Here is a 26,359-nt window from a genome sequence, read left to right on the forward strand (position 1 = left end):
CCTTGGTCCCTATCGTTCGCCGCGCGGCGGCTCTCTGTTTGAGGGCGGGTCATGCGTCGACCGCGCGGTCGACGAGGTTGTTGTCGGGCGGCGTGTCGATCTGGGCCGGGGCGCCGACGGGCGGGGCGAAACAGACCGAGGCGCCCTCTTCCGCGGTCGAGACGACGTGGCGGAAGGCGGCGAAGAGTTCGCGGCCATAGCCCCAGCCCGAACCCTCGGCGTGAACCGTCGAGCGGGGGACGGGCGGTCGGGCGGTCAGGTCGGGCGCGCCGATGGTGGTCAGCACGCCCGCGTCGGCGTCGAGGCGGATGATGTCGCCGTCCCGGACATGGGCCAGCGGTCCGCCGGCGAGGGCTTCGGGCGAGACGTGGATGGCGGCGGGCGTCTTGCCCGAGGCGCCGGACATGCGGCCGTCGGTGACGAAGGCGACCTTGAAGCCCTTGTCCTGAAGCACGGACAGGGCGGGCGACAGGCTGTGCAGTTCGGGCATGCCGTTGGCCTTCGGGCCCTGGAAGCGCAGGACCACCACGACGTCGCGATCCAGCTTCCCGTCCTTGAAGGCCTGGAGCGCGTCCTCCTGGGTCTCGAACACGGCGGCGGGGGCCTCGACGATGCGGTTTTCGGGCTTGACCGCCGAGACCTTGATCACGGCCCGGCCGAGGTCGCCCTGGACGAGCCGCAGGCCGCCCTCGGTGTCGAACGGGTTGGAGGCGGGGCGAAGAATGTCCGTGTCCAGACTTTCCGTGATGCCGTCCTTCCACACCAGCTCGCCGTCGATCATGACCGGCTCCCGGAAATAGGGATGGATGCCCTCGCCCATGACGGTCGTGACGTCGGAGTGGATGTGGCCGGCTTCAGCCAGTTCGCGCGTCACGAAGGCGACGCCCCCGGCGGCCTGGAAGGCGTTCACGTCGGCGGAGCCGTTGGGATAGACCCGGGCCAGAAGCGGGGTGACCGAACTGAGCTGGTCCATGTCGGTCCAGTCGATCAGCACCCCGGCCGACCGGGCCATGGCGACCAGGTGGATGGCGTGGTTGGTCGAGCCGCCGGTGGCCAGCAGGGCGACGATCATGTTGACGATCGACTTCTCGGAGATGACGTCGGCCATCCGGCCCTGGCCGCTGCGGGCCAGCTCGACGGCCCGTTTCGCCGCCGCCGCCGTCAGGGCGTCGCGCAGGCCGGTCTCGGGGTGGACGAAGGCGGTCGAGGGCAGGTGCAGGCCGCCCAGCTCCATCATCATCTGGTTGGAGTTGGCGGTGCCGTAGAAGGTGCAGGTGCCCGGTGAATGGTAGCTGCCGATCTCGCTTTCCAGCAGCTCGGACCGGCTCACCTTGTTCTGGGCGTAGAGGGCGCGGACGCGGGCCTTTTCGGCATTGGCGATGCCCGAGGGCATGGGGCCGGCCGGGGCGAAGACCACCGGCAGGTGGCCGAAGGCCAGCGACCCCATGAACAGGCCGGGCACGATCTTGTCGCATACGCCCAGGGCGACGACGGCGTCGAAGGCGTCGTGGGTCAGGCCGACGCCGGTCGACATGGCGATGACGTCACGGCTGAACAGCGACAGCTCCATGCCCGGCCGCCCCTGGGTGACGCCGTCGCACATGGCGGGCGTGGCGCCGGCGACCTGGGCGGTGGCGTTCACCGCGCGCACGGCGTCGCGGATGATCTGCGGGAAGCGCTCGAACGGCTGATGCGCCGACAGCATGTCGTTGTACGCCGTGATGACGCCGACGTTGGGCTGGGTCCCCGACATGGCGGTGAGCTTGTCCCTGACCGGGGCGCCGGCGAAGGCGTGGGCCCAGTTGGCGCAGGAAAGCTTGGCGCGGCCGGCGCCGGAGTCGCGGGCTGCGTCCATGCGGCGCAGGTAGTCGGCGCGGGTCGACCTCGAACGCTCCACGATGCGGGCGGTGACCTCGGCCACGACGGGGTGCAGTTTCGGCATCACGCTTTCTCCGTCCACAGAACGTCGAGCGGGACGTTTGCCGCGACAAGCGCGGCGATGGGCTGGACGCGGGGGTCGCCGGCGGCCTCGCGCTGGAACACGGCGCGCTTGGCGGCGCCGGTCAGGGCCAGCACGACGCAGCGGGCGCCCATGAGATAGGGCAGGTTGATCGACAGCCGCTCGAGGCTGGGCGCCGCGCCGTCGCGCCCCGGGGGCACGCCCAGAACGGTCGGCGGCAGGGTGGGGGAGAGCAGGGTCTTCAGGGTCGGGCTGTTCGGGAACATGGAGCAGATATGGCCATCCTCCCCCATGCCGAGAAGGACCGCGTCGAGACGTCCCCCCTCGGCGGCGAGGGCGTGGGCGGCGAAGGCTGCGGCGCGGTCGACGGTGACCTCGGAATGGTACAGCGGCACGAACCGGGCGGCCTCGGCCAGGCCGGTCAGCAGGGCCTGTTTGATCAGGGCGGCGTTGGACTCGGGCGAGGTCTCGGGGACGTAGCGCTCGTCGACCAGGGTGACGGCGACGCGGGACCAGTCGAGATTCGCCTGCGCCATGCGGCGATAGATCGGCGCGGGAGTCGAACCGCCCGCGCCGGCGAACACCGCCTTGCCGGTTTCGGCGAGGGCGGCGGCGAGGGTGTCGGTCAGGCGTGCGGCGCAGGCGGCGGCCCAGCTCGAACCGTCAGGGAAGGTCTGGATCGTGGGAGCCGTCATCGCGCGTCGCTTCTAAAGCCGTCATCCGCGGGCTTGAGCCGAGGATCGGATGATCCGTCGCTCCGCGCCTGACCGGCAGACAACGCTCTCGCCGTCGCCTCTGATCCTCGGGCCAGGCCCGAGCATGACGGACAAAAAAGGAAAACGTCACGCATCGCCCGTGTTCCACTGGCGGCCCGTGCGGGAGAGGAGATACTCCGCCTCCTGAGGGCCCCAGGTTCCAGCCGCATAGTCCTTCGGCTTGAAGGCCGCGCCCTGCCAGGCCTCGGAGACCTCGTCGACCCATTTCCAGGCCTGCTCGGCCTCGTCGCGGCGGACGAACAGGGTGGAGTCGCCGTTCAGGGCGTCGAGGAGCAGCCGCTCATAGGCGATGCGGCGGCGCGGCGGCCTGGCGTCCTTGTCGTTCTGCCCCCAGGACAGGGACATCTGGATCGGCTGCAGCTGCATGCGCTGATCCAGTCCGGGCTTCTTGTTCATCACCGACAGGGAGATGTCTTCCTCGGGCTGCAGGGCGATGACGAGGCGGTTGGCCTGCACCTGGCCGCGGTCGTTGTCGAAGATCGAATGCGGCAGCGGCTTGAACTGGATGACGATCTCGGTGCGCTTCTCGGGCAGGCGCTTGCCGGTGCGCATGAAGAAGGGGACGCCGGCCCAGCGCCAGTTGTCGATGTCGGCGCGGATGGCGACGAAGGTCTCGGTGTCGGAGGCCGCGCCGCGTTCCTCGTCATAGCCCTTGACCGGGTTGCCCTCGACGGTTCCGGCGACGTACTGGCCGCGCACGGTGACGCGCTCGGCCTCCTCGGGACTGATCCGGCGCAGCGAGCGCAGAACCTTGACCTTCTCGTTGCGCACCGAGTCCGGGTCGAGGTCGGAAGGCGGCTCCATGGCCACGAGGCAGAGCAGCTGGAGCATGTGGTTCTGGAGCATGTCGCGCAATGCTCCGTACTCGTCGTAATAGGGCCAGCGGTCGCCGACGCCGACGGTCTCGCCGACCGTGATCTGGACATGGTCGATCGAGAGGTTGTTCCACAGCGGCTCGAAGATGGTGTTGCCGAAGCGCAGGGCGATGAGGTTCTGGACCGTCTCCTTGCCGAGATAGTGGTCGATGCGGAACACCTGCTGTTCCGAGAAGGCGTCGGCCACCGCGTCGTCGATCTCGCGGAAACTCTCGAGGTCGTGGCCCACCGGCTTTTCCAGAACCACCCGGTCGTCGGATTCGGCCAGGCCGGCGGCGCGCATGGCGGTGACGATGCGGGCGTAGAGCGAGGGCGAGACGGCGAGGAAGCTGGTGCAGGCGCCGTCGCCGACCTTGTCCTTGAGCGGCTTCAGGCTTTCCGCGCTGGTGGCGTCGACGGCCAGATAGTCGAGGCGGGCCTCCATGCGCGTCCAGGCCGCGTCCGACCAGGCGTCGTCGGCCTGGGCCTTGCCCTCGACCGCGGCCCGGACCCTGGCGACGTATTCGTCACGGCTTTCGTCCGAACGGGCCGCGCCGATGATCTTCAGGCCGTCGGGCAGCAGCCCGTCGTGCTCGAGGAAATAGAGCGAGGGCAGCAGCATCCGCATGGCGAGGTCGCCGCCGCCGCCGAACAGCACCAGGGCCGCCATGCGCTCTCCTTCGTTCAGGTCCCGGCTGGACCGGGCTTTTGTCTGGCCGCTTCCGCCCGTTGAGCCAAGACGTCGAGGACGTCCTGAAACACCATGTTACGGGCGCGAAGAAGCACCAGCAGGTGATAGACCAAATCCGCGGCCTCGGATGCGAGTTCCGAATCCGGCCCGGCGGCGCCGGCCAGGGCGGTCTCGACGCCCTCCTCGCCGACCTTCTGCGCGGCGCGCCTGGGACCTTCGGACAGCAGGCGGGCGGTCCAGCTTTCGGCGGGGTCGGCCGCGGCGCGGGCGGCGATGGTCGCCTCGAGCCGGGCGATGCGGCCGAGACCGGGCGCGTCCTCGTCGCCGAAGCAGCTGATGCGGTTCAGGTGGCAGGCGTTGCCCACGGGGCGGACCTTGAGGACCAGGGAGTCCGCGTCGCAGTCGGGCGTGATCGACACGACGTGCAGCCGGTCGCCCGAGGTCTCGCCCTTGCGCCAGCGGCCGCCGCGCGAGCGGGAGAAGAAGGTCGCTTCGCCGGAGGCGAGGGTTTCCTCGAGGGCGGCGCGGTCCATCCAGGCGAGCGTCAGCACCTGCAGGGTGGCGGCGTCCTGGACGACGACGGGGATCAGGCCGCCGGACTTGTCGAAATCGAGGGTCGCAGGGTCGATCACAGTCTTATCTCCTGCCCGGCGTCCGAGAGGAACGCCTTGAGGTCGGGAATGGCCAGGGTCCCGGTGTGGAAGACGCTGGCGGCGAGGGCGCCGGAGACGTCGGCCTGTTCGAACACGTCGAGGAAATGGACCGGGGCGCCGGCGCCGCCGGATGCGACCAGCGGAACGGTCAGACAGGCGCGAGCGGCGGCCAGCTGGGGGATGTCGTAGCCGCGGCGGACGCCGTCCTCGTCCATGCAGTTGAGGACGATCTCGCCGGCGCCGAGGGTCTGGGCCTCGACGATCCAGTCCAGGGTGCGGCGACCGGCGCCGCGGCTGGCCTCGGGGTCGCCGGTGTACTGATGTACGAACCAGTCGTCGCCGGCGCGCTTCGAATCCACGCCGACGACGACGCACTGGCCGCCCAGCCGTTGGGCCATCTCGCCGATCAGCTCCGGGCGTTCGAGGGCGGGGGAGTTGATCGAGACCTTGTCGGCGCCGTGGTCGAGGCAGCGGGCGGCCTGATCGACCGAGCGGATGCCGCCGGCGACGCTGAAGGGGATGTCCAGCAGGCGGGCGATGTCGCGGACCCAGCCGTAGTCGAGGGTGCGGCCCTCGGGGCTGGCGGTGATGTCGTAGAAGACCAGTTCGTCGGCTCCCTGGTCGCGGTAGCGGGCGGCGAGTTCGGCGGCGTCGCCCATGTCCGTGTGGCCGTGGAAGCGGACGCCCTTGACCACGCGCCCGTCCTTGACGTCGAGACAGGGAATGATGCGGCGAGCTGTCATGCCGTCGCCGCCACGGCCTCGGAGACCGTGAAGCGCCCTTCGTAGAGGGCGCGGCCGACGATGACGCCGTCGCAGCCGGCGTTGCGGGCGGCGGCCAGGTCGGAGAGTTGCGACACCCCGCCCGAGGCCTGGACCTTCAGGTCCGGCCGGCGGCGGGCGATCTCGCCCAGCAGATCGATATTGGGACCGGTCAGGGCGCCGTCGCGGCCGACGTCGGTGACCAGAAGGTGACGCGACAGACCGGGAGGGTAGCGGTCCAGGGCGGCCCACAGGTCCACCTCCGCAGCCTCGGTCCAGCCCTTGAGCGCGGGCGCCCAGCGGTCGCCGTCCGCCTTCACATCGATGGCCAGGGTGATGCGGTCCGGGCCGAACCGGGTCAGCCAGTCGGCGACGGTCCAGGGCTGCGACACCGCCAGCGACCCGACCACCACCCGGGCGACCCCCGCGTCCAGCAGGGCCTGGACATCGTCGGCGGAGCGGACGCCGCCGCCCGACTGGATGCGGATATCGACCGCGCCGGCCAGCTCGCCGATCAGGGCGTGCTGCATGGCGCGGCCGGCCTCGGCGCCGTCGAGGTCGACGATGTGCGCCCACCGCGCGCCCGAGGCGGCGAAGCCGGCGAGGCGCGCCGCCGGGGCGTCGTCATAGCGGGTTACGGCGTCAAACCGCCCGTGCATCAGCCGGACGCAGACGCCTTCACGCAGGTCGATGGCGGGGTAGACGATCACGCGGGAAGCTCCAGGAAATTGTTCAGGATGCGGGCTCCGGCCGCCGCCGAGCGCTCGGGGTGGAACTGGCAGCCCCAGCGGTTCCCGGCGCGGACCACCGCCGGAACCGGGCCGCCGTAGTCGGCGCGGGCGAGAGTCGCCGGCCCGTCCGGGCAAACGAAACCGTGCACGAAATAGGCCCAGGCGCCGTCCTCGACGCCGTCCAGAAGCGGGTCGTCCCTGAGCCGGGACAGTCGCGACCATCCCATATGTGGGACAGGTAGACCACGGCCGGGGGTCAGGGGCCGGACCTGACCCGGGATGAGGCCGAGCAGATCCACCGAACCGCCTTCGTCGCTTGTTTCGAAGAGCAGTTGCTGACCGAGGCAGACGCCCAGCAGAGGCCGGGGAAACGCCCGTATCGGCTCGATCAGCGACAGGTCTCGGAGCCGGGACATGGCGTAGCCGGCGGCGCCGACGCCGGGCAGGATGAGCCGTTCGGCGTCCGCGACGGCGGCGGGGTCCGCGGTCAGGCGCACGGTCGCGCCCAGACGCTCCAGCGCGAACTGCACCGAGGCGACGTTGCCCGCGCCATAGGCGAGAATGGCGACTTCGCTCACAGCACGCCCTTGGTCGAGGGCACGGCGTCGCCCTCGATGCGGATGGCCTGGCGCAGGGCGCGGCCGAAGGCCTTGTAGACGGCCTCGGTCTTGTGGTGGTCGTCGACGCCGGTGACCGAGACGTGGACCGCCGCCCCCATGGCCTCGGCGAGCGAGCGGAAGACGTGGGCGGTCAGGTCGGTGCGGTAGTCGCCGATGAAGGGCGTCGAGAACGTCCCTTCGAACACCGGATAGGGCCGCCCCGACAGGTCGATGGAGACCGAGGCGTTGGCCTCGTCCATCGGCACGGTGAATCCGTAGCGGGCGATGCCCCGGCGATCGCCCAGCGCCTGTTTCAACGCCTGCCCCAGGGCGATGGCGGAGTCCTCGATGGTGTGGTGGGGATCGGTGTGCAGATCACCCTCGCAGGCGAGGCGCAGGGAGAAGCCGCCGTGGGTCGCCACCTGTTCCAGCATGTGATCGAAGAAGCCGACGCCGGTCGCGATGGAGATGGGGGCCGTCGCGTCGAGATCGACGGCGCAGACGATGCGGGTCTCCTTCGTGTCGCGCACGGCCTGGCCGGTGCGGTGCGGGCGACCGGAGACGGCGCCGAGACCCAGGGCGGTCAGAAGCCGGTCGTTGATCTCGACCCTGGCGGAAACCGGCAGGCGGACGCGCTCGCCGGCCCTGTCGGCGGCGACGCCCAGCCGGGCGAGGGCGGCGACGACGGCGTCAGGGTCGGCGGGCCGCGCCATGATGACGGGACCGAAGCCGGGCTCGACGGCCATCTCGCGGCCCAGCGTCTTGACCAGCCGCTCGCGCTCGCGGCGGACGGCGGCGAGGCGTTCGCCGCTCTCCATCATCCGCGACGGGTCGAGGGCCTGAAGGGCGAGGCGCACCGAGACCTCGGGCACGGCCCAGGGTTCCAGCACAGACGCGAGGCGGGCGAGAGTTTCGGGCTGGGCCAGGGCGGCGCCGACGCGGGCGCCGGCGAGACCGTAGGCCAGCGACAGGCTGCGCAGGACGATCAGGTTGGCGTGGTCGGCGACGACGGTCGCGGCGGAGGCGGCGTCCGCGAACTCCGCCAGACCTTCGTCGACCACCAGCAGGGCGGGGGCGACGCGTTCAGCCATTTCGGCCACGGCCTCGGGCGAGCCGAGGGCGCGCACGATGACGGCGGCTACGGGCGCGCTCGCGGGCGGCGCGGCGTACAGGCCGGAGAGGGTGCGGTACGGCTCGGCGTCGGGGGCTTCGACCGCCTGATCGTCGCGGGCGGCGAGGCGGAAGACCAGTTCGAGGCCGTGGGTCAGGCCGCGCACGGGCAGGACGCTGTCGGCGGGGACGCCATAGACCTCGGCCATGCGCGCGGCGAGGGCGCGGGGTTCGGCCGGATAGCGGTCGAGGCCGTCGCCGCCGGCGACCAGAGGGGCGAAGGGAGCGGGGAGGTTGTTCATTCGCCGGTCCTCAGATCGGCGGCGCGGGCGTGGGCCTCGAGACCCTCCAGCCGGGCCAGCCGGGCGGCGATCGGAGCCAGCTCGGCGGCCCCGGCCTCGGTGACGCTCTGTACCGACATGGAGGTCATGAAGCTGGCGGTCGTCAGGCCGCCGAGGGTGCGAGCGGCGCCGTCGGTGGGCAGGACGTGGCTGGGACCGGCGGCGTAGTCGCCCAGGGTCTCGGCCGCCCAGGCGCCGAGGAAGACGGCGCCGGCGGCGGTGATCTGCGCCACGCGGTGGTCGGCGTCCTCGGTCTGGAGGGCGAGGTGTTCGGGGGCGTAGGCGTTGGCGACGGCGCAGGCCGTGTCGAGGTCGGCGACGCGGATGGCCCGGCCCTCGGCGAGGGAGGCGCGGGCGATGTCGGCGCGCGGCAGGGACGGCAGCTGTTCTTCCACCTCGGCGAGGATTTCGTCGATCATCCGCTCGCTGTCGCAGACCAGAACCACCTGGGCGTCGGCGTCGTGCTCGGCCTGGCTGAGCAGGTCGGCGGCGGCGAGGACCGGATCGGCGCGGCGGTCGGCGATGACCAGCAGTTCGGAGGGGCCGGCGGGCATGTCGACGGCGGGGCCGCCGGGGCGGGAGGCCGCCTGTTTCTTGGCCTCGGCCACCCAGGCGTTGCCGGGGCCGAACAGCTTGTCGCAGGGTTCGATGGTTCCGTCTTCCAGTTCGGCGCCGAAGGTCAGGGCGGCGATGGCCTGGGCCCCGCCGATCAGCCAGAGCGAATCCAGACCGGCCTCGGCGGCGGCGTAGATCATGGCCGGGTGCGGCTCGCCGGACTTCGACGGCGGGGTCACCACAACGCGGCGGCCGACACCGGCGACGACGGCGGGGATGGCCATCATCAGCAGGGACGAGAACAGGGGAGCCGAACCGCCGGGCACATAGAGGCCGGCCGATTGCAGCGGCCGCCAGACCAGACGCGAGCGGACGCCGGGGGTGATCTCGACCCAGTTCGAGTCCTCCGGGCGCGTGGCCTCGTGGAAGATGCGGACGTTCTCGGCGGCGATGCGGATGGAACGGGTGTCGGCGGGGCGCAGCCGGTCGCGCGCGGCTGCGACGACGTCGGACGTCAGGGCGATGCGGCGGGGCGGGGCGCCGTCCAGCCTGACGCTCCAGTCGGTGACGGCCTGACCGCCGCGCGCGGCGACATCCTCGAGGATCTCGCGCACCGTGTCGACGACGCGAGCCTCGGCGCGTTGCTGCGGGCGGGCCAGGGCGGCGGCGCGGCCGGCGGCGTCGAGCGCATTCCAGTCGAAACGCTTCATCACATCATCTTCTCGATGGGGAGGACGAGGATGGCCGAGGCCCCGGCGGCCTTCAGCCGTTCCAGGGTTTCCCAGAAGACGGCCTCCTGACAGACCGCATGCACGGCCACGGCGTCGTCGCGGCCGGAAAGGGGCATGACGGTGGGAGCGCCCGCCCCCGGCAGGATGGCGGTGATCTCGTCGAGGGCCGAGCGGGGCGCGTTCAGCATCACGTATTTGGCGCCCTGGGAGGAGACCACGCCGGCCATGCGCTCGACGATGCTGTCCAGCAGGTGCTGCAGGCCGGGTTCGGGGGCGACCGGCGATTTGATCAGGACCGCCTGGCTGTCCAGCACCGTTTCCTTTGCCGAGAGGCCGTTGGCCTCGAGCGTCGCGCCGGTGGAGACGAGATCGCAGATAGCCGAGGCCAGTTTCAGCCGCGGGGCGACCTCGACGGCGCCGCGCATGGTGACGATGTCGGCCTGGACCCCCCGGGCGTCGAGCCAGCGGCGCAGGATCTTCGGATAGGAGGTGGCGATGCGCAGGCCGTCCAGCGACGCCGGGCCGTCGTAGGCCAGGGTCGGGGGCGTGGCGATCTTCAGGGTGCAGCGGCCGAAGCCGAGCGGCATCAGGACCTCGGCGACCGGGCCGCCGTTGCGGACCTCCTCCAGCACATTCTCTCCGACGATGCCGAGATCGCAGACGCCGTCCGCGACAAAGGTCGGGATGTCGTCGTCACGGACGCGCAGCAGGTCGATGGGATAGTTCTCGACCCGGTACAGAAGGTCGTTGTTGCCCTTGACCACGCGCAGGCCCGCGTCGCGGACGAGGTCGAGACTGCGGTCGGACAGGCGGCCGGATTTCTGGACGGCGATGCGAAGCCGGCCCTGGACGGTGCTCATGGTTTTCTACTCAGGCTTTGATGCGGTCGAGGACGAGGCGATAGCCCTGGTGCGGCATCTCTTTCAGGAACCGGGCGACCCGGACGACGGTGGTGGGGCTGGCCTGGGCCTCTGCGGCGATCTCGCGATAGGATTTGCCGCCGGCGTCGAGCAGGCGCGCGACGGCCCAGCGCTCGGCGAAGGCGCGCAGTTCCGACGGGGTGCAGAGATCGGCCAGAAACGCGTCCAGCTCTTCCCGCGAACGCAGGGACAGCAGGGCGTCATAAAGGGCGATGCGATCGTCGGCGGCCGCGTCGAGCGCCTGGCTGGAGGGTTTGTCGTTCATTGCGTTCCACTAAGCTGTAACAGTGGAACAGTCAAGCGGCTCAGGCGGGCGTCTGGACGTCGTCGTCCGAGGCGGTGTCGAGCGCCTGGGACGTGAGCTGATCGACAAGGCGGGCCCGGTGCTTGGCGCCGGCCGCGCGGGCGGAGGCGGCCTGCCATTTCAGGGCTTCGGCCGCGGCCTCCATCTCTTCGCTGGAAAATGAGGGGGACTCGGGAGGGATCTTCATCGGAACTGAACTGAATACTGCCCGATCTGTCGGGTACCGATCATAACAGCGGACCCGCCTGTTGGTTTCCCGGAGAGTCGGGGTTTTCCGGCGCGCGGGTTTCCCCTAACCCGGTCAGCGAGGCGGCTGCGGCCCGCCCGGAAAACCGGCTACAGGACCTGAATGGCGAACAGGGTGCTCATCATCGGCGCGGGACACGCGGGCGGGACGGCGGCGGCGCTGCTGCGTCAGTATGGTCACGAGGGTCCCATCGTCCTGGCGGGCGAGGAGCCGGCGGCGCCGTATCAGCGGCCGCCGCTGTCCAAGGCGTGGCTGAAGGGCGAGGCCGATCTCGAGGCGCTGCTGCTGAGGCCCGAAGTCTTCTATGCGGAACACGGGATCGAGCTGCGGACCGGCGTGACCGCGACGGCGATCGATCCGGCGGCGCGGACCGTCAGTTTCGCCGACGGGACCGTCGAACCGTATGACGCCCTGATCCTGGCCACCGGATCGACGGCGCGGCGGCTGGCGATTCCGGGCGCGGACCGGCCTGACCTGCTGGAGCTGCGGACCCTCGCCGATGCGGAACGGCTGAAGGCGGCGCTGGGACCCGGACGGCGGCTGGCCATCGTCGGCGGCGGCTATGTCGGGCTCGAGGCCGCGGCCTCGGCGCGGGCGCTGGGAGCCGAGGCCGTGGTGATCGAACTGCTGGACCGGGTGCTGGCGCGGGTGGCGTCGGCGACCCTGTCGGCCTTCTTCACCGCCCGCCATCGCGCGGAGGGCGTCGGGATCCTGACCGGGGCGGAGGTCACGGCCTTCGAGGACGGGGGCGTTCGACTGGCGGACGGGCGGCTGATCGAGGCCGATGCGGTGCTGGTCGGGGTCGGCGCCCTGGCCCGCGACGCGCTGGCCCGCGCGGCGGGTCTGGCCTGCGACAACGGCGTCGTGGTGGATGAGCAGGCGCGAACGTCGGACCCGGCCATCTGGGCCGTCGGCGACATGACCTTCCGGCCCGTTCCGGTGCACGGCGGCCGGCGGCATCGTCTGGAGAGCGTGCCGAACGCCCTGGAGCAGGCCAAACAGGCGGCCTCGGCCATCGTCGGCCGGCCAGGGCCGACGCCGGAGGTTCCGTGGTTCTGGTCGGACCAGTACGACCTCAAGCTTCAGATCGCAGGCCTGCCCGACGGGGCCGATCGACAGATCGTCCGCGGCGATCCGGGCGTGACCGGAGCGGGGGCGTCGTTCGCCGTCTTCCACCTCGCGGGCGACCGGATCCTGTGCGTCGAGGCCGTCAATGCGCCGGCCGAATTCATGGCCGGGCGGATGATGATCGGCAAGGCGACGCCCGTCGACGCGGCGAAGCTGGCCGATCCCTCGGTGTCGATGAAGTCGGTGGCGGCGGACTAGCGGACGGCGGCCCGGGCCCCCTCGGCCGAGGCCGCCAAGCGGTCCAGAAGGGCGCCCATCGGCACGGGGCGGCCGATAAGATAGCCCTGGGCCATGTCGCAGCCCATGCCGCGCAACAGGGCCAGGGCGGTCGGCGTCTCGACCCCCTCGGCGGTCACCTTCAGGCCGAGGCCGTGCGCCAGGTCGATGGTCGACTTGACCAGCAGGCCGTCGCGCGCCGACTCGTCGAGTCCGAGGATGAAGCTCTTGTCGATCTTCAGTTCGTCGGCGCGGATGCGCTTCAGATAGGTCAGGGACGACAGGCCCGAGCCATAGTCGTCCAGCGAGACCGAGATGCCCGCGTCGGCGAACCGGTCGACGATGCGCAGGGCCATTTCGGGGTTGTCCATGACCGCCGTCTCGGTGATCTCGAAACAGAGGTCGGCGCCCGAGGCCGCCACCTCGTTGACGGCGAAGTCCGCGAAATTCTCGTCCGAGAGCAGGCGGCCCGAGATGTTGACCGAGACGGTCAGGACATGGCCGGACGCGGCCAGGATCTTCTGGTCCTCGATGGCGCGGCGGATGGCCCATTCGGTGAGGGGGCGGATGTGGCCCGTCTCCTCGGCCATGCCGATGAACAGGTCGGGCGAGACGACGCCGCGGCGCGGGTGGGTCCAGCGCATCAGGGCCTCGACGCCGGTGACGTCCTCGGCGCGGAAATCGTATTTCGGCTGATAGGCGAGGGCGACCTCGCCGTCGCTGAGCGCGGTCATCAGTTCGGAGATCAGCGACAGGTTGCCGCCCGGATCGCCATAGGCGGCCTCGTCGAAGGCCGCGGCCGTGCGCCGGGCCGCGCGGGCCTGGTCCAGGGCGATGGCGGCGCGATCGACGGGCGAGATCAGGTCGGAACCGGCCGCGCCGTGCCCGGCGACGCCGGCGGTCAGGGCGATATCGACCGGCGCGCCATTGACGTTGATCGGAGCCTGGGCCGCGCCTGCCAGACGCTCGGCCATCTCCAGCGCCTGCACCTTGCCCGTCGCGACGACAATCAGGCCCAGCGCGCCGGCGCCGACGCGGGCCATGGGCGCTCCGTCGGCCAGGGCCGAAAGCCGCGCGCCGAGGGCGGCCAGAAGCCGCGCCATTGAGTCGTAGCCAATGGCGTTGCGGACGACCTCGAACCGGTCGACCCCGAACAGGATCACCCAGGCGTCGGCATGGGCGCCGGCCTGACGTTCGAGGGACAGGCGGTTGGGAAGACCCGTCTCCTGATCATGCAGGGCCATGTGGGTCAGCCGGGCCTCCCGGTCCTTCAGATCGCCGATCATGGCGTTGAAGCTGGCGGCCAGACGGCCGATTTCGTCGTCGGAGGTGACCGGCGCCTCGACGTATTCGCCCTGCTGCAGGCGATGGACGGCCTCGTCCAGCGCCGTGATCGGCCGGGTCAGTCCGCGCGACAGGGCCCAGGCGCCGCCCATGAGCAGGGCCAGGCCGGCGCTGCCGATGCACAACAGCCAGAGGAACAGCGATTCATAGGGCTCCATGACCCGATGCAGGGGATAGGTCAGCAGGAGGGCCGCCCTCGCCCCGGGATCGAAGCCGGGCAGGGGGTGGGCCAGTTGCAGGGAAGGCCCTTCGCCGGTCTGGACCCTCGCCGGCTGTCCCTCCGGAGCGGACCGCGCCGGCGTCACGACGACGGCGGCCGAGAGCGCGATGGCGGAGAGGCGTTCGAGATTGCGCATCTGAGCCGCATCCAGCCGCTCCGCGGACACGATCCAGCCGTTCGGCGCCGCCGTATCGACGGGCGCGGCGACGACCTGGAACGGCGCGCCGCCGATGGTCAGGACGCCTGTCTCGATCGTCCCCGACTCCAGGCCCCTGAACAGGGCGTCGAGAGCGGCGGCGTCGGGATGAATTCCGGCTGTGACGACATGGCCGTCGGCCCCCAGGACCAGGACCCCGTCGACGCCCTGGCGGGCCCGCAGGTCTTCCAGGGCCTGACGCACCGCCCGCGTGTCGGCGGCGGCGACGGCTTGGCGGAAGCCGTCGTCCCCGGCCAGCCCGTCCGCGGCTTGACGGAGCAGGTCCGAGCGATTGTCCCACAGCCGGCCATAGACCGCGCCGGCGGCGGCCATTTCCTCACGTGCCGTATGACGCGCGCTGCTGGTCACGGCGGTGACCACCGCGACAGCGCTGAGGCTCAGGGCGAGACCGAACAAACCCATGTAGAGCACGGTCAGACGGGTCCGCAGATTGCGGAAGGTCAGACGGCCGTGGGTCGCTCCGGACAGCGTCATGGCGCGGGCGCCGCTGCCCGGACATCGCCGGACATCATGCGGCGCGGTCTCGCGGCGGGGCCTCCGGCGGCCGTCGGACGGGCGTATACGGACGCAACTGAAAGGGCGAGCGGGACACGCATCCTCACGCTTGTAGGAAATCAAGATGAAACCGAGGTAAATCACCGCCGGGCGAGGTGAACGACCGAGGGCGAGCACCCGAAGATTGCGAACCGGTCAGGAAGACGTTCGAGCCTCCGGGAGAATCAACAATATTGCGACTTATTCGCAATTCTCATTGCGCGGGTCAGTGAAGCTGATAATGCGAGCGGATCGCATTTAAGCCTTCCGGAACGCCCCATGACCTCCCGCGCCGACGCCCTTCGCGCCCTTCTGTTCGCCTCCAGCGCCGCCGGGATGCTGATGGCGGGTCCCGCGCTGGCCGGCCCGGACCCCGAAGGGGAACCCCAGGAGGCGACGACCCTGGAGACCATCACGGTCGACGGCCAACCGGTGAAGCGTGAGCCGACAGGCTCTGAATTCGTGGCCCCCCTGGTCGACACCCCGCGCTCCATCACCATCATTCCGCAACAGATCATCGAACAGACCGCGGCCACCTCGCTGCAGGACATCCTGCGCACCTCGCCGGGCATCACCTTCGGCGCGGGCGAAGGGGGCCAGCCGCTGGCGGACCGGCCCTTCATCCGCGGCCAGTCGTCGGGCAACAACGTCTTCGTCGACGGCATCCGCGACAGCGGCGGCCAGCAGCGGGAGGTGTTCAACCTCGAACAGGTCGAGGTCATCAAGGGGCCGGACTCGGTCTATGCGGGGCGCGGCTCGGGCGGCGGCAGCATCAACCTGGGCTCCAAGGCCCCGCGGCTGACCGACTTCACCCGTCTGGGACTCGGCGTCGGGACGGACGGCTATGTGCGGGCGACCATCGACCAGAACTGGAGCCTCGGCGAAACGGCCGGCCTGCGGATCAACCTGATGGGGTCGCAGGGCGACGTGCCGGGCCGCGATACGGTCGACTATGACAAATGGGGCCTCGGACTGTCGGTGGCGGCGGGTCTGGGAACGGCCACGACCGGGACGTTCAGCTACTATCACCTGACCGCGCACCAGATGCCCGACTACGGCATCCCGCTGTTCACAAAGATCGGCGTGCGGACGACCGACAGCGGCATTCTGGATGTGCCCTACAGCAGCTTCTACGGGCTCGACGACCGGGACTATCTGACCAATACGGTCGACACCTTCACCTTCGATTTCGAGCACGCGTTCAACGACAATCTGACCCTCCGGAACGTCAGCCGCTACTCCGAGACGCTGAACGACTACATCGTCACCAACCCCGGCGACGGCGGTCCGGCCCAGCGGATCAACGGCGAGTACTGGATGAAGCGCGCGACCAAGTCGCGCTGGAATCCGGTGACCACGGTGGCCAATGTCACCGACCTGCGCGGGTCATTCCGGACCGGCGGCGTCGGTCATGAGTTCGACCTGGGGCTGGAACTGGCCACCGAGAGAAACCGAAACGCGTCGTATTCGACCTTCACCACCGCGGGTTCGGCCTGCCCGACCGGTTTTGTGATGTCGGCCGCCAACCTGGCCAATCTGGGCGCCGGCGACTGCACGCGGGTGTATGCGCCGAACACGGACGACGCCTGGGCCGGCGTGATCAACCGCGGCCCGATCAGCCGGAACACGACCGACACCGTCGGCGTCTATGCGCTGGACAGCGTCAGCCTGACCTCGACTCTGATCCTGAACCTTGGCGTGCGCTGGGACCAGTACACCGTCAACGGCGCCAATCTGACCGGGACCCAGGCGAACGGCGTCTGGACCCTGAACGCGCAGAATGCGGCGACGCCGGGGATCGTGGTCCTGCCGGAACGGGCGTGGGACTTCGTCAACTACCAGGTCGGGCTGGTGTTCAAGCCGAGCGCGAACTCCAGCGTCTATGTGTCCTGGGCCACCGCCTCGACGCCGCCGACGATCTCGGCCGGCGACCAGAACGCCTCGGGCGGCACGGGAACGGGCAACCTGCTGAGCACCGTTCTGGAGCCGGAAGAAACGACCAATTTCGAAGTCGGCGCCAAGGCCAATCTGTTCAACGACCGTCTGGCGGTGTCGGCGGCGGCCTTCATGCTGAAGCGCGAAAACGCCCAGATCCAGGTGTCGCCCGGTGTGTTCGAACAGGCGGGCGAGGCCGAGGTGAAGGGGATCGAGCTCGGCGTCTCGGGCAATATCACCCGCCAGTGGCAGGTGTTCGGCGGCTACACCTGGATGGACAGCGAACTGGTCTCCGGCGCCTACAACAACGTCAATGTCGGCGACCCGCTGGCCAATACCCCGGAGCATGCCTTCAGCCTGTTCACGACCTGGCGGGTGACTCCTGCGCTCAGCCTGGGCGGCGGCGCCTACTATGTGTCGGACAGCTTCGGCGGCAACCAGGGCGGGGCCGGCGGCGGCGCCAATCGCATCCATGCGCCGGCCTACGCCCGGTTCGACCTGTTCGCTTCATACGACCTGACCGACGCAGCCTCGCTGCAGCTCAACGTCCAGAACGCGACCGATGAAGCGTACATCCTGCGCACCAACGGCGTGCACCACGCCGACGTGGCGCCGGCGCGGCAGGCTATCCTGACGCTGAATCTGAGGTACTGAACGAACCATGCTGCTCCACATCCCCGGCGTCTTCACCAGGGACGAGGTCGCGACCCTGCGGTCGCGCCTCGACGCCGGGCCGTGGGTAGACGGCAACGTCACCTCGGGCCACCAGTCGGCGGGGGCCAAGGTCAACCGGCAACTGCCCGAGGACAGCGCCGAGGCGCGCGAGGTCGGGGCGGTGATCCAGCAGGCGCTGAACGCCAATCCGATGTTCGTCTCGGCCGCCTTGCCGCACACGGTCTTCCCGCCGCTGTTCAACCGCTATGAGGGCGGAGAGCGGTTCGGCCTGCATGTCGACAACGCCATCCGCCAGCGGGGCGCGATCCGCATCCGCAGCGACCTGTCGGCGACCCTGTTCCTGTCGGAGCCGGACGACTACGACGGCGGCGAACTGGTGATCGAGGAGATGTATGGCCCGCAGAGCGTCAAACTGCCGGCGGGCGATCTGGTGCTGTATCCGTCGAAGAGCCTGCATGAGGTCACGCCGGTGACGCGAGGCGCGCGTGTTTCCAGCTTCTTCTGGATCCAGAGTCTGGTGCGCGACGATGCGGACCGCGAGACCCTGTTCCGGCTGGATGTGGCCATCCAGCGGGTCAGCACTGACAGGGGGCCGCAGGACCCGGCGGTGCTGGAACTGACGGCCGTCTATCACAACCTGCTGCGACGCTGGGCCGAGGCCTGAGCCTCAGTAGACGTCGCGGCGGTAACGCCCGGCTTCGGTCAGTTCGGTTAGCCGCCCGGCGCCGAGGACGTCCGCGAGCGCGGTCTGCACCCCTTTCGACATGCCTTCGAGGCTGCCGCAGACATGGATGGCCGCGCCGCGGTCCACCCAGTCCCTGAGCGTGTCGCCATGCTCGGCGATCAGCGCCTGGACATAGCGGCCATCCCCGGCGTCGCGCGAAAAGGCGCGGTCGAGGCGGGTCAGGTCGCCGGCCATGACGGCCGCCTGAAGCTCCTCGTCTAGGAAGGCGTCATGGGCGCGGGTGCGCTCGCCGAAGAGCAGCCAGACGCCGCCGTGCGGCTGACCCCCGCGGGCCTTCCAGTGGGCGCGCAGACCCGCCAGACCCGTGCCGTTGCCGATCAGGATCAGGGGAGTCCCCGGCGCGGGGCCGTGGAAGCTCCGGTTGGGGCGGATGCGCATGTCGACGGCATCGCCCACCGCGAGATCATGCGTCAGCCATCCCGAGGCGAGGCCCGGGGAGCCGTCGGGGCGGATCATCCGCCGGACGATGAATTCCGCCCGGCCGTCGTCCGGCAGGGAGGCGACGGAGTATTCACGGCTGCCGGGGTCGGTTCCGTCGGCGCGGGCGGGCAGGCCGATTTCGGCGATGTCGCCCGCGACCCAGGCCGGCGTGTGCCCGTCGGGGGCGAAAGCCAGCAACCAGGCTTCGCCGCCCGGGCTGCCGGGATTGAGGTGGCGGCGCTCGACCAGGGTCCAGCGGTCGTAGGCGGGCGGCGTCCAGTCGGGGTGGATCGTGGCTCCGGTCAGCAGGCCCAACTGATGTTGCCAGTGCCGAACGGCGCCCGCGTCGCCGTCGTCGACCTCGACGCGGTCGAACAGGGGTTCGGCCCCGGACCGCTGCAGCCAGCCGTCCAGGGCGCGGCCGAAGCCGCAGAAGTCGGCATAGGTGCGGTCGCCGAGCGCCAGGAGGCCGTAAGCGAGGCCGGACAGGTCGACGGGAGCATCCATGGTCTGGCGCACGAAGCGCGACACGCCGTCCGGGGCGTCGCCCTCGCCGGTGGTGGAGGCGACGATCAGCAACCGGGTCGCGGCCCTGAGCGCGGCGGCGTTCATCTCGCCCAGAGGCGTGACGCGGGCGCTTGTCCCGGCCTCAGACAGGCTGCGGGCCGTCATCCACGCCAATTCCTCGGCGAGGCCGGTCTGGCTGGCGAAGGCGACGGTGACGGCGTCGCCGCCCGAGGCGAGCGCGTGCGTACGGGCGGCGGCGGCCCGGCGGGTGCGGGCGCGGCTCCAGGCGACGGCGGCGACGACCAGCAGCCAGAGGCCGACAGCGACGGCCGTCCACAGCCAGCGAACCGGATCGCCGGTCACGCGCCCTCGGCGGCCATGGCGGCGAAGGCCGGCGAGACGATCTCGATCAGCCCGGTTTCCGTCCGCACCACGAAGGCGGCGGCGATGTTCAGCGCGTCCGCGTAGGCCGGGCCGTCATAACGCCCCATGACGGTCAGGGCCGTGGCCATGGCGTCGGCGTACAGGGCGGTCTCGGCCAGGACAGTCACCGAGGCGACGCCGTTGTCGACCGGTCGGCCCGTGCCGCCGTCGATGGTGTGGCTGTAGATCCGGCCGCCGCTTTCGAACCGGCGGACCCAGTCGCCCGAGGTGGCGACCGCCATGTCGAACAGGGCGGCGGCGGTGCGCGGGGCCGGCGTTCCCGGCGCCTGCTGCAGCTCGACCCACCACGGATGGCCGCCCGGCTTGACGCCGGCGCCGCGCAGCTCGCCGCCGATCTCCACCAGATGCTGGACGGCGCCCAGGGCGGTCAGGCGTTCGGAGACGCGGTCGACGGCGTGGCCCTTGGCGATGCCGGACAGGTCCAGTTTGAGGCCGCCCGGCTGCTGGACGGCGCGGGCCTCGCGGTTGAGACGCAGGGCGCCCCAGCCGCTGACGGACAGGGCCGCCGTAATCTCATCGTCTGACGGAACGTCCGGGCGCGGGCCCTGAGGGCCGAAGCCCCACAGGTCGACCAGGGCCCCCAGGGTTGGATCGACCGAGCCGTTGGTGTCGTCCGCCAGGTCCAGCGCGCGGTTCAGAAGGTCCCAGAAGGGTTCGGACACGGCCCAGAATCCGGGCGGCGCGGCATTGAACCGGGCCAGTTCAGACGTCGCGTCCCAGTGGCTGAACAGGGCGATGATCGCCGCCAGCTCCTCCTCGATCGCGGTCTGGAAGCCGGCGCGGTCCAGACCCGCGGGCGGGACCAGCCGCACCGCCCAGGTCGTGCCCATGGTCTCGCCCGCGAAGTCCCAGATCCGGTCGGAGGTCGGCAGCGCCGGCGTCCGGCCATGGGTCGGAATCAGGACGCGGTTCTCCGGCTGCGCCGCCGGCTCGCCGAGGGTGATCGGCGGCGGCGCGCCGTGCGGGCGCGGAGGAGCTCCGGTCAGGGCAGGACTTCCACGACGCCGTTGTAAGCGGCGTTGTAGGCCATCTGCGAACCCGAGGCGGGCGTGCGGATCGAGGCGTTCATCCAGTACATCCCCGCTTCGGGCCAGGTGACGGTGAAGGATCCATCGGCCCCGGTGCGGACCGTCATCTCTTCGGGACTGTTGCGATAGCGGGTTCCGCCGCGGGCGATGGTCACGTCCAGGTCGGCGGCCGGCCGGCCGTCCCGGACCAGCTTGAAGGTGGCCGGCTCGCCTGCGACGAGGTCATTGGGGTGGGTGACGGGGACCAGTTCGACGCCTTCACCGGTCGGGGTGATGGCCGAGGGCTCGCCCAAGGTGACGAAGGTTTCGGTGCGGCTGTTCGAACGGGTCGCGACCACCTCGGTCGCGTCGGCCGGAATGGCGGCGGCCATGTCAGCCTCGGCGCCGCGCCAGCGCTTCGCCTCGCCGCCCTGCTTGTAGGTGACCATGACGCCGCCCGAGACATTGGCGATCCGGTAAGTCCCGGCCTGGGTCAGGTGCAGGTCGAAGGTCGAACGGTATTTGCCGGTCATGGCGTTGACGGGAGATGCGGTCGAGCCGTCAGGGGCGGTGATGACCAGGCCGGCCATGTTCATCGCGGCGTGGTCGGCGATGAAGACGCCGTTCGACATGCCGGCGTCAAAGCCGACCCAGGCCTCGGCGCCCGACAGGACGGTGGAGGTCGGGGCCAGCCAGGCGCGGTGGGCCTGGGCGGACATCGGCAGGGCGAAGGCGGCGAGAGCGGCGAGGAGGGCGATGCGCTTCTTCATGGTGCAGGTTCCTTAGCGGGTGACGGTGACGCTGACGGCGCCCAGTTCTGTGGTGCCCGAGGCGCGGGCGGTGTTGGCGGCGCCCCAGCGGAAGGGCACGCGGACGGCTTCGCGTCCCCCCAGTTCGCGGGCGGCCTCGACGACCATCACGTAGTCGCCGGCGGGCATGTCGCGCAGGCGGGCGCCCGGCACGCTGACGGCGTGACGACCGGGCGCCTTGGTGGCGCTGGAAACGCCATCCATGGGCAGGGTCAGGGAGCGGCCGCCGCGGCGCCACCAGGTGCGCATGTCCTTGAGCCAGTCCCTGCCCTCGGCGACGTTGGAGACCTCGTACCAGACGGCCAGCGTGCGCACGGCCGTGTTGTCGGGGCGCTCGATCCAGACCGAGACATAGGGGCGGTGATAGGCGGCCACGGACAGGCGCGGAATCTCGACCGATACGGTGATGTCGCCCGCCAGGGCGGGGCCGGCGACGGCGGCCGCCGCGGCGGTGGTCAGGATCAGGGGAAGCTGGCGCATCGGAGAACTCAGTGAATGAACAGAAGGGCGATGACGGCGGGGATCAGCAGACCGAGGCCGACCAGCGGCCAGGTCGAAGGGCGCTGGCGGGCGTGCAGGAAGGTCAGGCCGAAACCGGTGATGGCGAAGACGATGCAGGCGGCGGCGAAGACATCGATGAACCAGTACCAGACCACGCCCGTGTTCCGCCCCTTGTGCAGATCGTTCAGCCACGCGATCGCGCCGCGCGTGGTGCGTTCGCGCAGGGCTTCGCCGGTGGCGCGGTCGATGGTCAGCCAGCCGTCTCCGCCGGGCTCGGGCAGGGCGACATAGACCTCGTCGGCCGTGGTTTCGGTGGGACGGTCGGCGATCTGGACCTTGAAGGTCTCCGAGGCCCAGCGCGCGACGGCCTCGGGCACGGGGTCGGTGGTGTCCTCTGGCAGGGCGGACAGGCGGGCCAGCAGGGGGGCGGGCAGCTGGCCCGTCTGCTCGACCGTGGCCGGCGTCGCGGGAATCTGGGCCGCGTGATTCAGGGTGACGCCCGTGATCGCGAACAGCAGCAGGCCGATCAGGCTGAGAGCCGCCGAGATCCAGTGCCACTGGTGCAGTTGTTTCAGCCAGAACGAGCGCCTGGCGTTCAGGGCCGGCTTTGGCTTGGCAGGGGCGGCGGGTTCGGTCACCCGTGGCTTGTGCCGAAGTTGCGAACGATTTGCAATGGCTCCGGCCGAACGGTTCAGCGCGACAGTCTGACGCCGACGGAGAGGGTGCGCGGCGGCCCGAAGCTGCTGACGCCGGTTCCGGTTTCGCCGGTCTCGACGTCGGCGTCCAACAGGTTGTCGGCGGCGAGCCAGAGGGTGGCCGACGGTGAAACCCCCCATTCGGCGCGCATGTTCACCGTGACGGCGGCGTCGAGGACGCGGCTGTTCAGGTCATCCTCGAACCGGCGGCTTTCCCAGCGCAGGTCGGCGGCGAGGGTCAGCTGTTCGACGGGCCGCCAGTCGAGGGCGGCGACGGCGCTCCAGATCGGGGCCTGGGCCGGACGCAGGCCGGTCAGTTGAGGCGCCGGGGCGCCGCCGTCGAGGCGGGCGTCGGTGGCGGACAGGGCGGCGTGCAGGGACAGGGCGTCGCTCAGCTCGAAGCGGCCGTCCAGTTCGACGCCGGTCGCCTCGATCGTTCCCGCGTTCCGGCGCTGGCGCAGGACCCCGCCCGCCGGCACGAAGCCGGCGCGGGGGAAGGTCCCGGGGCCGGCGCCGATGGTGACGTTGACGATGGCGTCCTCGATCCGCGTCCAGAAGGCGGTGGCGGTGAGGGAGACGCGCTCGCCGGCCCAGGCCCAGCCCGTTTCGACGCCGGTTAGCCGTTCGGGCGCCAGCGCGGCGTTGGCCTCGGTCAGGTCGTTGCCGACCCGGAAGGGGCGGTGCAGCTCGTTCAGGGTGGCGGGACGGAAGCCTGTGTAGCCCGCGAGACGGACAGACTGTCCGCCTCCCATGTCCCTGCGCACGGCGAGACGGGCGCTGACCACCTCGCCGGAACGGTCGGGATCGCCTTCGTCCAGCGTCGGCAGGCCGGTGGCGAGGTCGCGCTCGAGGCGCCGGCCGTTCTCGTTGCGCCAGCCGTCATAGCGCAGACCGCCGGCGGCCAGCCACGGGCCGCTGTCCCACGAGCCCTCGGCATAGACGCCGGCGACCGAGGTCTCGCCGCCCGCGACCCGGTCGCGGGTGAAGGCGCCGGCCATGTAGCGGAAGCGCTCCCGCGTCTCGCCCTCGTTGAACCGGGCGTCGGCGCCCAGCTCCCATTCGACCCGGGCCACGCCGCTGACGGCGATGCGGCGCAGGGCGGCGTTGACGCCCCACCCGGCGGCGGGCGTCTCATACTGGTCGTTGGCGGGCGTGGTCGATGTGCGATCGGCGGAGACGGCGACGGAGGTGTTGGCCAGATCGCTTTCGCGCCGCCAGGCCTGAAGCCGCCAGCCGGGGCGGTCGGCGCGGGGCCGCAGGGCGGCGGTGGCCGACAGGCTGTTCCCGCTGGCGGTGGCGCGGGCGCCACCAAGACCGGAGCCGCGGTCCTCCTCGAAGGCGGCGGCGCGAAGGGAGACCACGGCCTCCGCGAGAGGCAGGTCGGCGCGCAGGGCGGCGCTGCGGACCTCAAGGTCCAGCGGCGTATCGGCCGCGCCGGCCGCGGAACCGCGCACGGGGACGTAGCCGTCGCTGGTCTCGTACAGGCCCGAGGCGACGATTCGCACCGGGCCCAGCGCCGTCGCGCCGGAGCCGGCGACGCGGGCGCCGCCCCGCTCCGCGACCGAGGCGTCCAGCACCGCGCCCGCATCCCGCTCGCGCAGGGCGATCACGCCCGTCAGGGCGCCGGCGCCGTAGGGACCCGCGCCCGAGCCCCGGACGATGTCGAGGCCCGACAGGCTTTCGGTGGGGACCTGGGACCAGATCACCCAGCCGCCGAACGGATCGTTCAGCGGCGCGCCGTCGAGCGTGACCAGGGTGCGGCCCGCGCCCGAAGGGGCGATGGCGCGCAGGCTGATCCCCTGGGTCGTCGGATTCGCCGCCAGGCTGGAGTTGCGGCGGAACAGGGAAACCGCCGGCACGGCGGCCAGGGCCTCGTCCAGCCTCCGCTGGCGCCGCAGGTCATCGGCGTCGAGGCGGATGACCGAAAAGGCCGCCTCTCCGGCCGCCCGAGGCAGGCGGGCGCCGGTGACGACGATATCGGGAAGCGGGGACGGCGGGGGAATCTGCATCGACCTTCACCTAGGCCAGACGGCTCGACCGGGTTCAAGCGGCTTCCGACACCAGGGCCCGAGCCGCGACATCGCTGAACACCAGACGGATGGCGTTGAGAAGGGCGTCGGGCTGGATCGGCTTTTGCGACACGCCGTCCATGCCGGCGGCGAGATATTCGATCTCGTCCCTGGGATCGGCGTTGGCGGTCAGGGCCAGGATCGGAATACGGCTGACGGAGCCCTGCAAGGCCCGAATCGCCCGGGTCGCCTCGAGCCCGTCCATCACCGGCATCTTGATGTCCATCAGCACCAGGTCGTACGGCTTGGCCTGGACCTTGCGCACCGCCTCGAGCCCGTTTTCGGCGGTGTCGGAGGTGCAGCCGAACAGCGTCAGGACCCGCCCCGCGACGAAGCGGTTGGTCGCATTGTCGTCGACGATCAGGACATGCAGGGTCTCGTGCGGCGTAGGTTCGGCCGCCCTGGCCGAGGCCGCGAGCACTTCGGGCCCGGCGCCGGGCAGGCAGAGGGTGAACTGGAACCGGGCCCCGCCCCTGGGGGAACGCTCGACGCCGATGTCTCCGTCCATTCTCTCGACGATCTGACGGCAGATCGCCAGACCCAGGCCGGCGCCGGCGCCCTCGCGGCCCGGACGGCCGGTGTTGAACGGCTGGAAAACGGCCTCGGCGACGTCTTCGGCTATGCCCGGACCGCTGTCGTCGACCCTGCCCGTGACGGCGACGGCGCCGTCCTGCCAGCGGCTGGAGATCACGACGCTCACCCCGCCGGAGGGGGTGAATTTCAGTGCATTGCCGATCAGGTTGTTGAGCAACTGCTTGAGCCGCATCTCGTCGGCCACGACCCAGTCGGCGCCGTCGGACTGGTGCACAACGGTCAGGTCGAGGGCCTTCTCCTGGGCGCGGGGGCTCCAGAGAGCCACCAGGTCGGCGGCGAGCGTATCCAGATGGACGGGGGCGGGCTCCAGCCCCATCTGCCCGGCCTCGGCGCGTGACATGTCGAGCGCGTCGGTGAGCAACCGCAGCAGGTTCCGGCCCGAGTCCAGGATGGTGCGGACATAAGGCTTCATCGCCTTCTGGGTCAGTTCGCGCTCCATCAGGGCGGCGACCCCCAGCACACCGTTCAGCGGCGTGCGGATTTCGTGGCTCATCACCGCGAGGAATTCGGACTTGGCCCGGCTGGAGGCGCGGGCCTCGGCCTCGGCCCGGGCCAGGTCGCGGATCAGGGCGCCCATCTCCTCGGCGCGGCGGCGGTGAATGGCGCTGCCGGCCTGCAGCACGTGCACGCCTGCGCCGACGCCGACATAGCGCCCGCCCGAGGTGACGACGAAGCCGTTCAGCAGGGCGCCCAGATTGGCGGCGTCCATGCTGTGGAACAGGATGTCGGCGTCCGCGTCGGCGTCCAGCACGCGTGGCGCCGCATCCATGAAGGTCGCCGCCGGCCGTTTGGCGTAGAGGGCGCGGCCAAACTCCGCGGCCATCCGCAGGGTGAAGGTGTTGCGCTCGATCAGCCCGACCGGGCGCCGGTCGGCGTCGACGACGGCGATGACGAGGGTGTCGGGCTCGCGCTGGAAACGGTCGAAAACGGCGGCGCCGGGCGTGTCCGGACCTATGGGGTCCGGGGCGCTCGCGAAGTCTCCGATCCGGGCCATATGCAACTCCTGCCTGGCCGGATGGATTAGGGGGCAGCCCTTAACGCGAGCTTTGCCGTATGTGAATGTTTT

The 26,359-nt window shown here is 70.9% G+C and carries 23 protein-coding genes; 3 read left to right on the forward strand and 20 right to left on the reverse strand.

All coding sequences use genetic code 11. The features are described from left to right. Window positions 1-49: 49 nt before the first annotated feature. From edd to ASD59_RS14140, 12 genes are all read right to left on the reverse strand, one after another. On the reverse strand, window positions 50-1,942 hold the full coding sequence (gene edd, locus ASD59_RS02135) for a phosphogluconate dehydratase (protein WP_055827590.1): 1,893 nt from the start codon (window positions 1,940-1,942) through the stop codon (window positions 50-52). Beyond that, window positions 1,942-2,655 carry a 6-phosphogluconolactonase gene (gene pgl, locus ASD59_RS02140; RefSeq protein WP_055827594.1) on the reverse strand — a complete coding sequence of 238 codons (714 nt, stop codon included), beginning with the start codon at window positions 2,653-2,655 and terminating at the stop codon, window positions 1,942-1,944. Before pgl ends, edd begins: the two co-directional genes overlap by 1 nt. 147 nt (window positions 2,656-2,802) lie before the next feature. Then, window positions 2,803-4,260, reverse strand: a complete 1,458-nt coding sequence (zwf, locus tag ASD59_RS02145; protein ID WP_055827596.1) for a glucose-6-phosphate dehydrogenase — start codon at window positions 4,258-4,260, stop codon at window positions 2,803-2,805. Between the two features lie 14 nt (window positions 4,261-4,274). Beyond that, window positions 4,275-4,913, reverse strand: a complete 639-nt coding sequence (gene hisIE / locus ASD59_RS02150) for a bifunctional phosphoribosyl-AMP cyclohydrolase/phosphoribosyl-ATP diphosphatase HisIE (protein WP_055827601.1) — start codon at window positions 4,911-4,913, stop codon at window positions 4,275-4,277. After that, complete coding sequence (hisF, locus tag ASD59_RS02155; RefSeq protein WP_055827602.1) at window positions 4,910-5,677, reverse strand: imidazole glycerol phosphate synthase subunit HisF; 768 nt, start codon at window positions 5,675-5,677, stop codon at window positions 4,910-4,912. The genes hisIE and hisF overlap by 4 nt, the downstream gene beginning before the upstream one ends. Beyond that, window positions 5,674-6,405, reverse strand: a complete 732-nt coding sequence (gene hisA / locus ASD59_RS02160) for a 1-(5-phosphoribosyl)-5-[(5-phosphoribosylamino)methylideneamino]imidazole-4-carboxamide isomerase (RefSeq protein WP_055827606.1) — start codon at window positions 6,403-6,405, stop codon at window positions 5,674-5,676. The genes hisF and hisA overlap by 4 nt, the downstream gene beginning before the upstream one ends. Next, a complete protein-coding gene (gene hisH / locus ASD59_RS02165; protein ID WP_055827610.1) occupies window positions 6,402-7,004 on the reverse strand; it encodes an imidazole glycerol phosphate synthase subunit HisH in 603 nt (200 codons plus the stop codon). The genes hisA and hisH overlap by 4 nt, the downstream gene beginning before the upstream one ends. Next, on the reverse strand, window positions 7,001-8,437 hold the full coding sequence (gene hisB / locus ASD59_RS02170; protein WP_055827622.1) for an imidazoleglycerol-phosphate dehydratase HisB: 1,437 nt from the start codon (window positions 8,435-8,437) through the stop codon (window positions 7,001-7,003). The genes hisH and hisB overlap by 4 nt, the downstream gene beginning before the upstream one ends. After that, a complete protein-coding gene (gene hisD, locus ASD59_RS02175; RefSeq protein WP_055827625.1) occupies window positions 8,434-9,741 on the reverse strand; it encodes a histidinol dehydrogenase in 1,308 nt (435 codons plus the stop codon). Before hisD ends, hisB begins: the two co-directional genes overlap by 4 nt. After that, the gene (gene hisG / locus ASD59_RS02180; protein ID WP_055827628.1) at window positions 9,741-10,622 is read right to left on the reverse strand and encodes an ATP phosphoribosyltransferase; all 882 of its coding nucleotides are present in this window, start codon (window positions 10,620-10,622) and stop codon (window positions 9,741-9,743) included. The genes hisD and hisG overlap by 1 nt, the downstream gene beginning before the upstream one ends. A gap of 10 nt (window positions 10,623-10,632) precedes the next feature. Continuing rightward, window positions 10,633-10,947: a YerC/YecD family TrpR-related protein gene (locus ASD59_RS02185; RefSeq protein WP_055827631.1), complete on the reverse strand. Its 315-nt coding sequence runs from the start codon at window positions 10,945-10,947 to the stop codon at window positions 10,633-10,635. Window positions 10,948-10,987: 40 nt separating this feature from the next. After that, a complete protein-coding gene (locus ASD59_RS14140) occupies window positions 10,988-11,173 on the reverse strand; it encodes a hypothetical protein (RefSeq protein ID WP_156376894.1) in 186 nt (61 codons plus the stop codon). Between the two features lie 162 nt (window positions 11,174-11,335). Between ASD59_RS14140 and ASD59_RS02190 the strand changes: the two genes are divergently transcribed. Next, a complete protein-coding gene (locus tag ASD59_RS02190) occupies window positions 11,336-12,559 on the forward strand; it encodes an NAD(P)/FAD-dependent oxidoreductase (RefSeq protein WP_055827634.1) in 1,224 nt (407 codons plus the stop codon). Here ASD59_RS02190 and ASD59_RS02195 read toward each other — a convergent pair. Next, window positions 12,556-14,832: a putative bifunctional diguanylate cyclase/phosphodiesterase gene (locus tag ASD59_RS02195; RefSeq protein WP_055827638.1), complete on the reverse strand. Its 2,277-nt coding sequence runs from the start codon at window positions 14,830-14,832 to the stop codon at window positions 12,556-12,558. The genes ASD59_RS02190 and ASD59_RS02195 overlap by 4 nt on opposite strands. A gap of 339 nt (window positions 14,833-15,171) precedes the next feature. Here ASD59_RS02195 and ASD59_RS02200 point away from each other — a divergent pair, with 339 nt between their 5' ends. Both ASD59_RS02200 and ASD59_RS02205 read left to right on the forward strand, forming a co-directional pair. Continuing rightward, a complete protein-coding gene (locus tag ASD59_RS02200) occupies window positions 15,172-17,481 on the forward strand; it encodes a TonB-dependent receptor (RefSeq protein WP_055827641.1) in 2,310 nt (769 codons plus the stop codon). 7 nt (window positions 17,482-17,488) lie between these two features. After that, window positions 17,489-18,166, forward strand: a complete 678-nt coding sequence (locus ASD59_RS02205) for a Fe2+-dependent dioxygenase (RefSeq protein WP_055827646.1) — start codon at window positions 17,489-17,491, stop codon at window positions 18,164-18,166. Window positions 18,167-18,169: 3 nt separating this feature from the next. On the opposite strand, the gene ASD59_RS02210 is transcribed toward ASD59_RS02205, so the two are convergent. The 7 genes from ASD59_RS02210 to ASD59_RS02240 form a co-directional block, all read right to left on the reverse strand. Further along, the gene (locus ASD59_RS02210) at window positions 18,170-19,537 is read right to left on the reverse strand and encodes a sulfite reductase subunit alpha (RefSeq protein ID WP_055827648.1); all 1,368 of its coding nucleotides are present in this window, start codon (window positions 19,535-19,537) and stop codon (window positions 18,170-18,172) included. Continuing rightward, window positions 19,534-20,448, reverse strand: a complete 915-nt coding sequence (locus ASD59_RS02215) for an FAD:protein FMN transferase (protein ID WP_235561693.1) — start codon at window positions 20,446-20,448, stop codon at window positions 19,534-19,536. Before ASD59_RS02215 ends, ASD59_RS02210 begins: the two co-directional genes overlap by 4 nt. Window positions 20,449-20,600: 152 nt before the next feature. Next, the gene (locus ASD59_RS02220) at window positions 20,601-21,395 is read right to left on the reverse strand and encodes a DUF4198 domain-containing protein (RefSeq protein ID WP_055827654.1); all 795 of its coding nucleotides are present in this window, start codon (window positions 21,393-21,395) and stop codon (window positions 20,601-20,603) included. Window positions 21,396-21,407: 12 nt separating this feature from the next. After that, window positions 21,408-21,914 (reverse strand): DUF2271 domain-containing protein, encoded by a 507-nt coding sequence (locus ASD59_RS02225; protein WP_055827656.1) that lies wholly within the window; start codon window positions 21,912-21,914, stop codon window positions 21,408-21,410. An 8-nt stretch (window positions 21,915-21,922) separates the two neighbouring features. Further along, window positions 21,923-22,573, reverse strand: a complete 651-nt coding sequence (locus ASD59_RS02230) for a PepSY-associated TM helix domain-containing protein (protein ID WP_055827659.1) — start codon at window positions 22,571-22,573, stop codon at window positions 21,923-21,925. 53 nt (window positions 22,574-22,626) lie between these two features. After that, window positions 22,627-24,639 carry a TonB-dependent receptor gene (locus ASD59_RS02235; RefSeq protein WP_055827662.1) on the reverse strand — a complete coding sequence of 671 codons (2,013 nt, stop codon included), beginning with the start codon at window positions 24,637-24,639 and terminating at the stop codon, window positions 22,627-22,629. Window positions 24,640-24,673: 34 nt separating this feature from the next. Continuing rightward, entirely contained in the window at window positions 24,674-26,287 is a 1,614-nt protein-coding gene (locus tag ASD59_RS02240; protein WP_055827666.1) for a response regulator, read from the reverse strand. Window positions 26,288-26,359 lie beyond the last annotated feature (72 nt).

The organism is Brevundimonas sp. Root608 (genome assembly GCF_001427825.1).
Lineage (GTDB): Bacteria > Pseudomonadota > Alphaproteobacteria > Caulobacterales > Caulobacteraceae > Brevundimonas.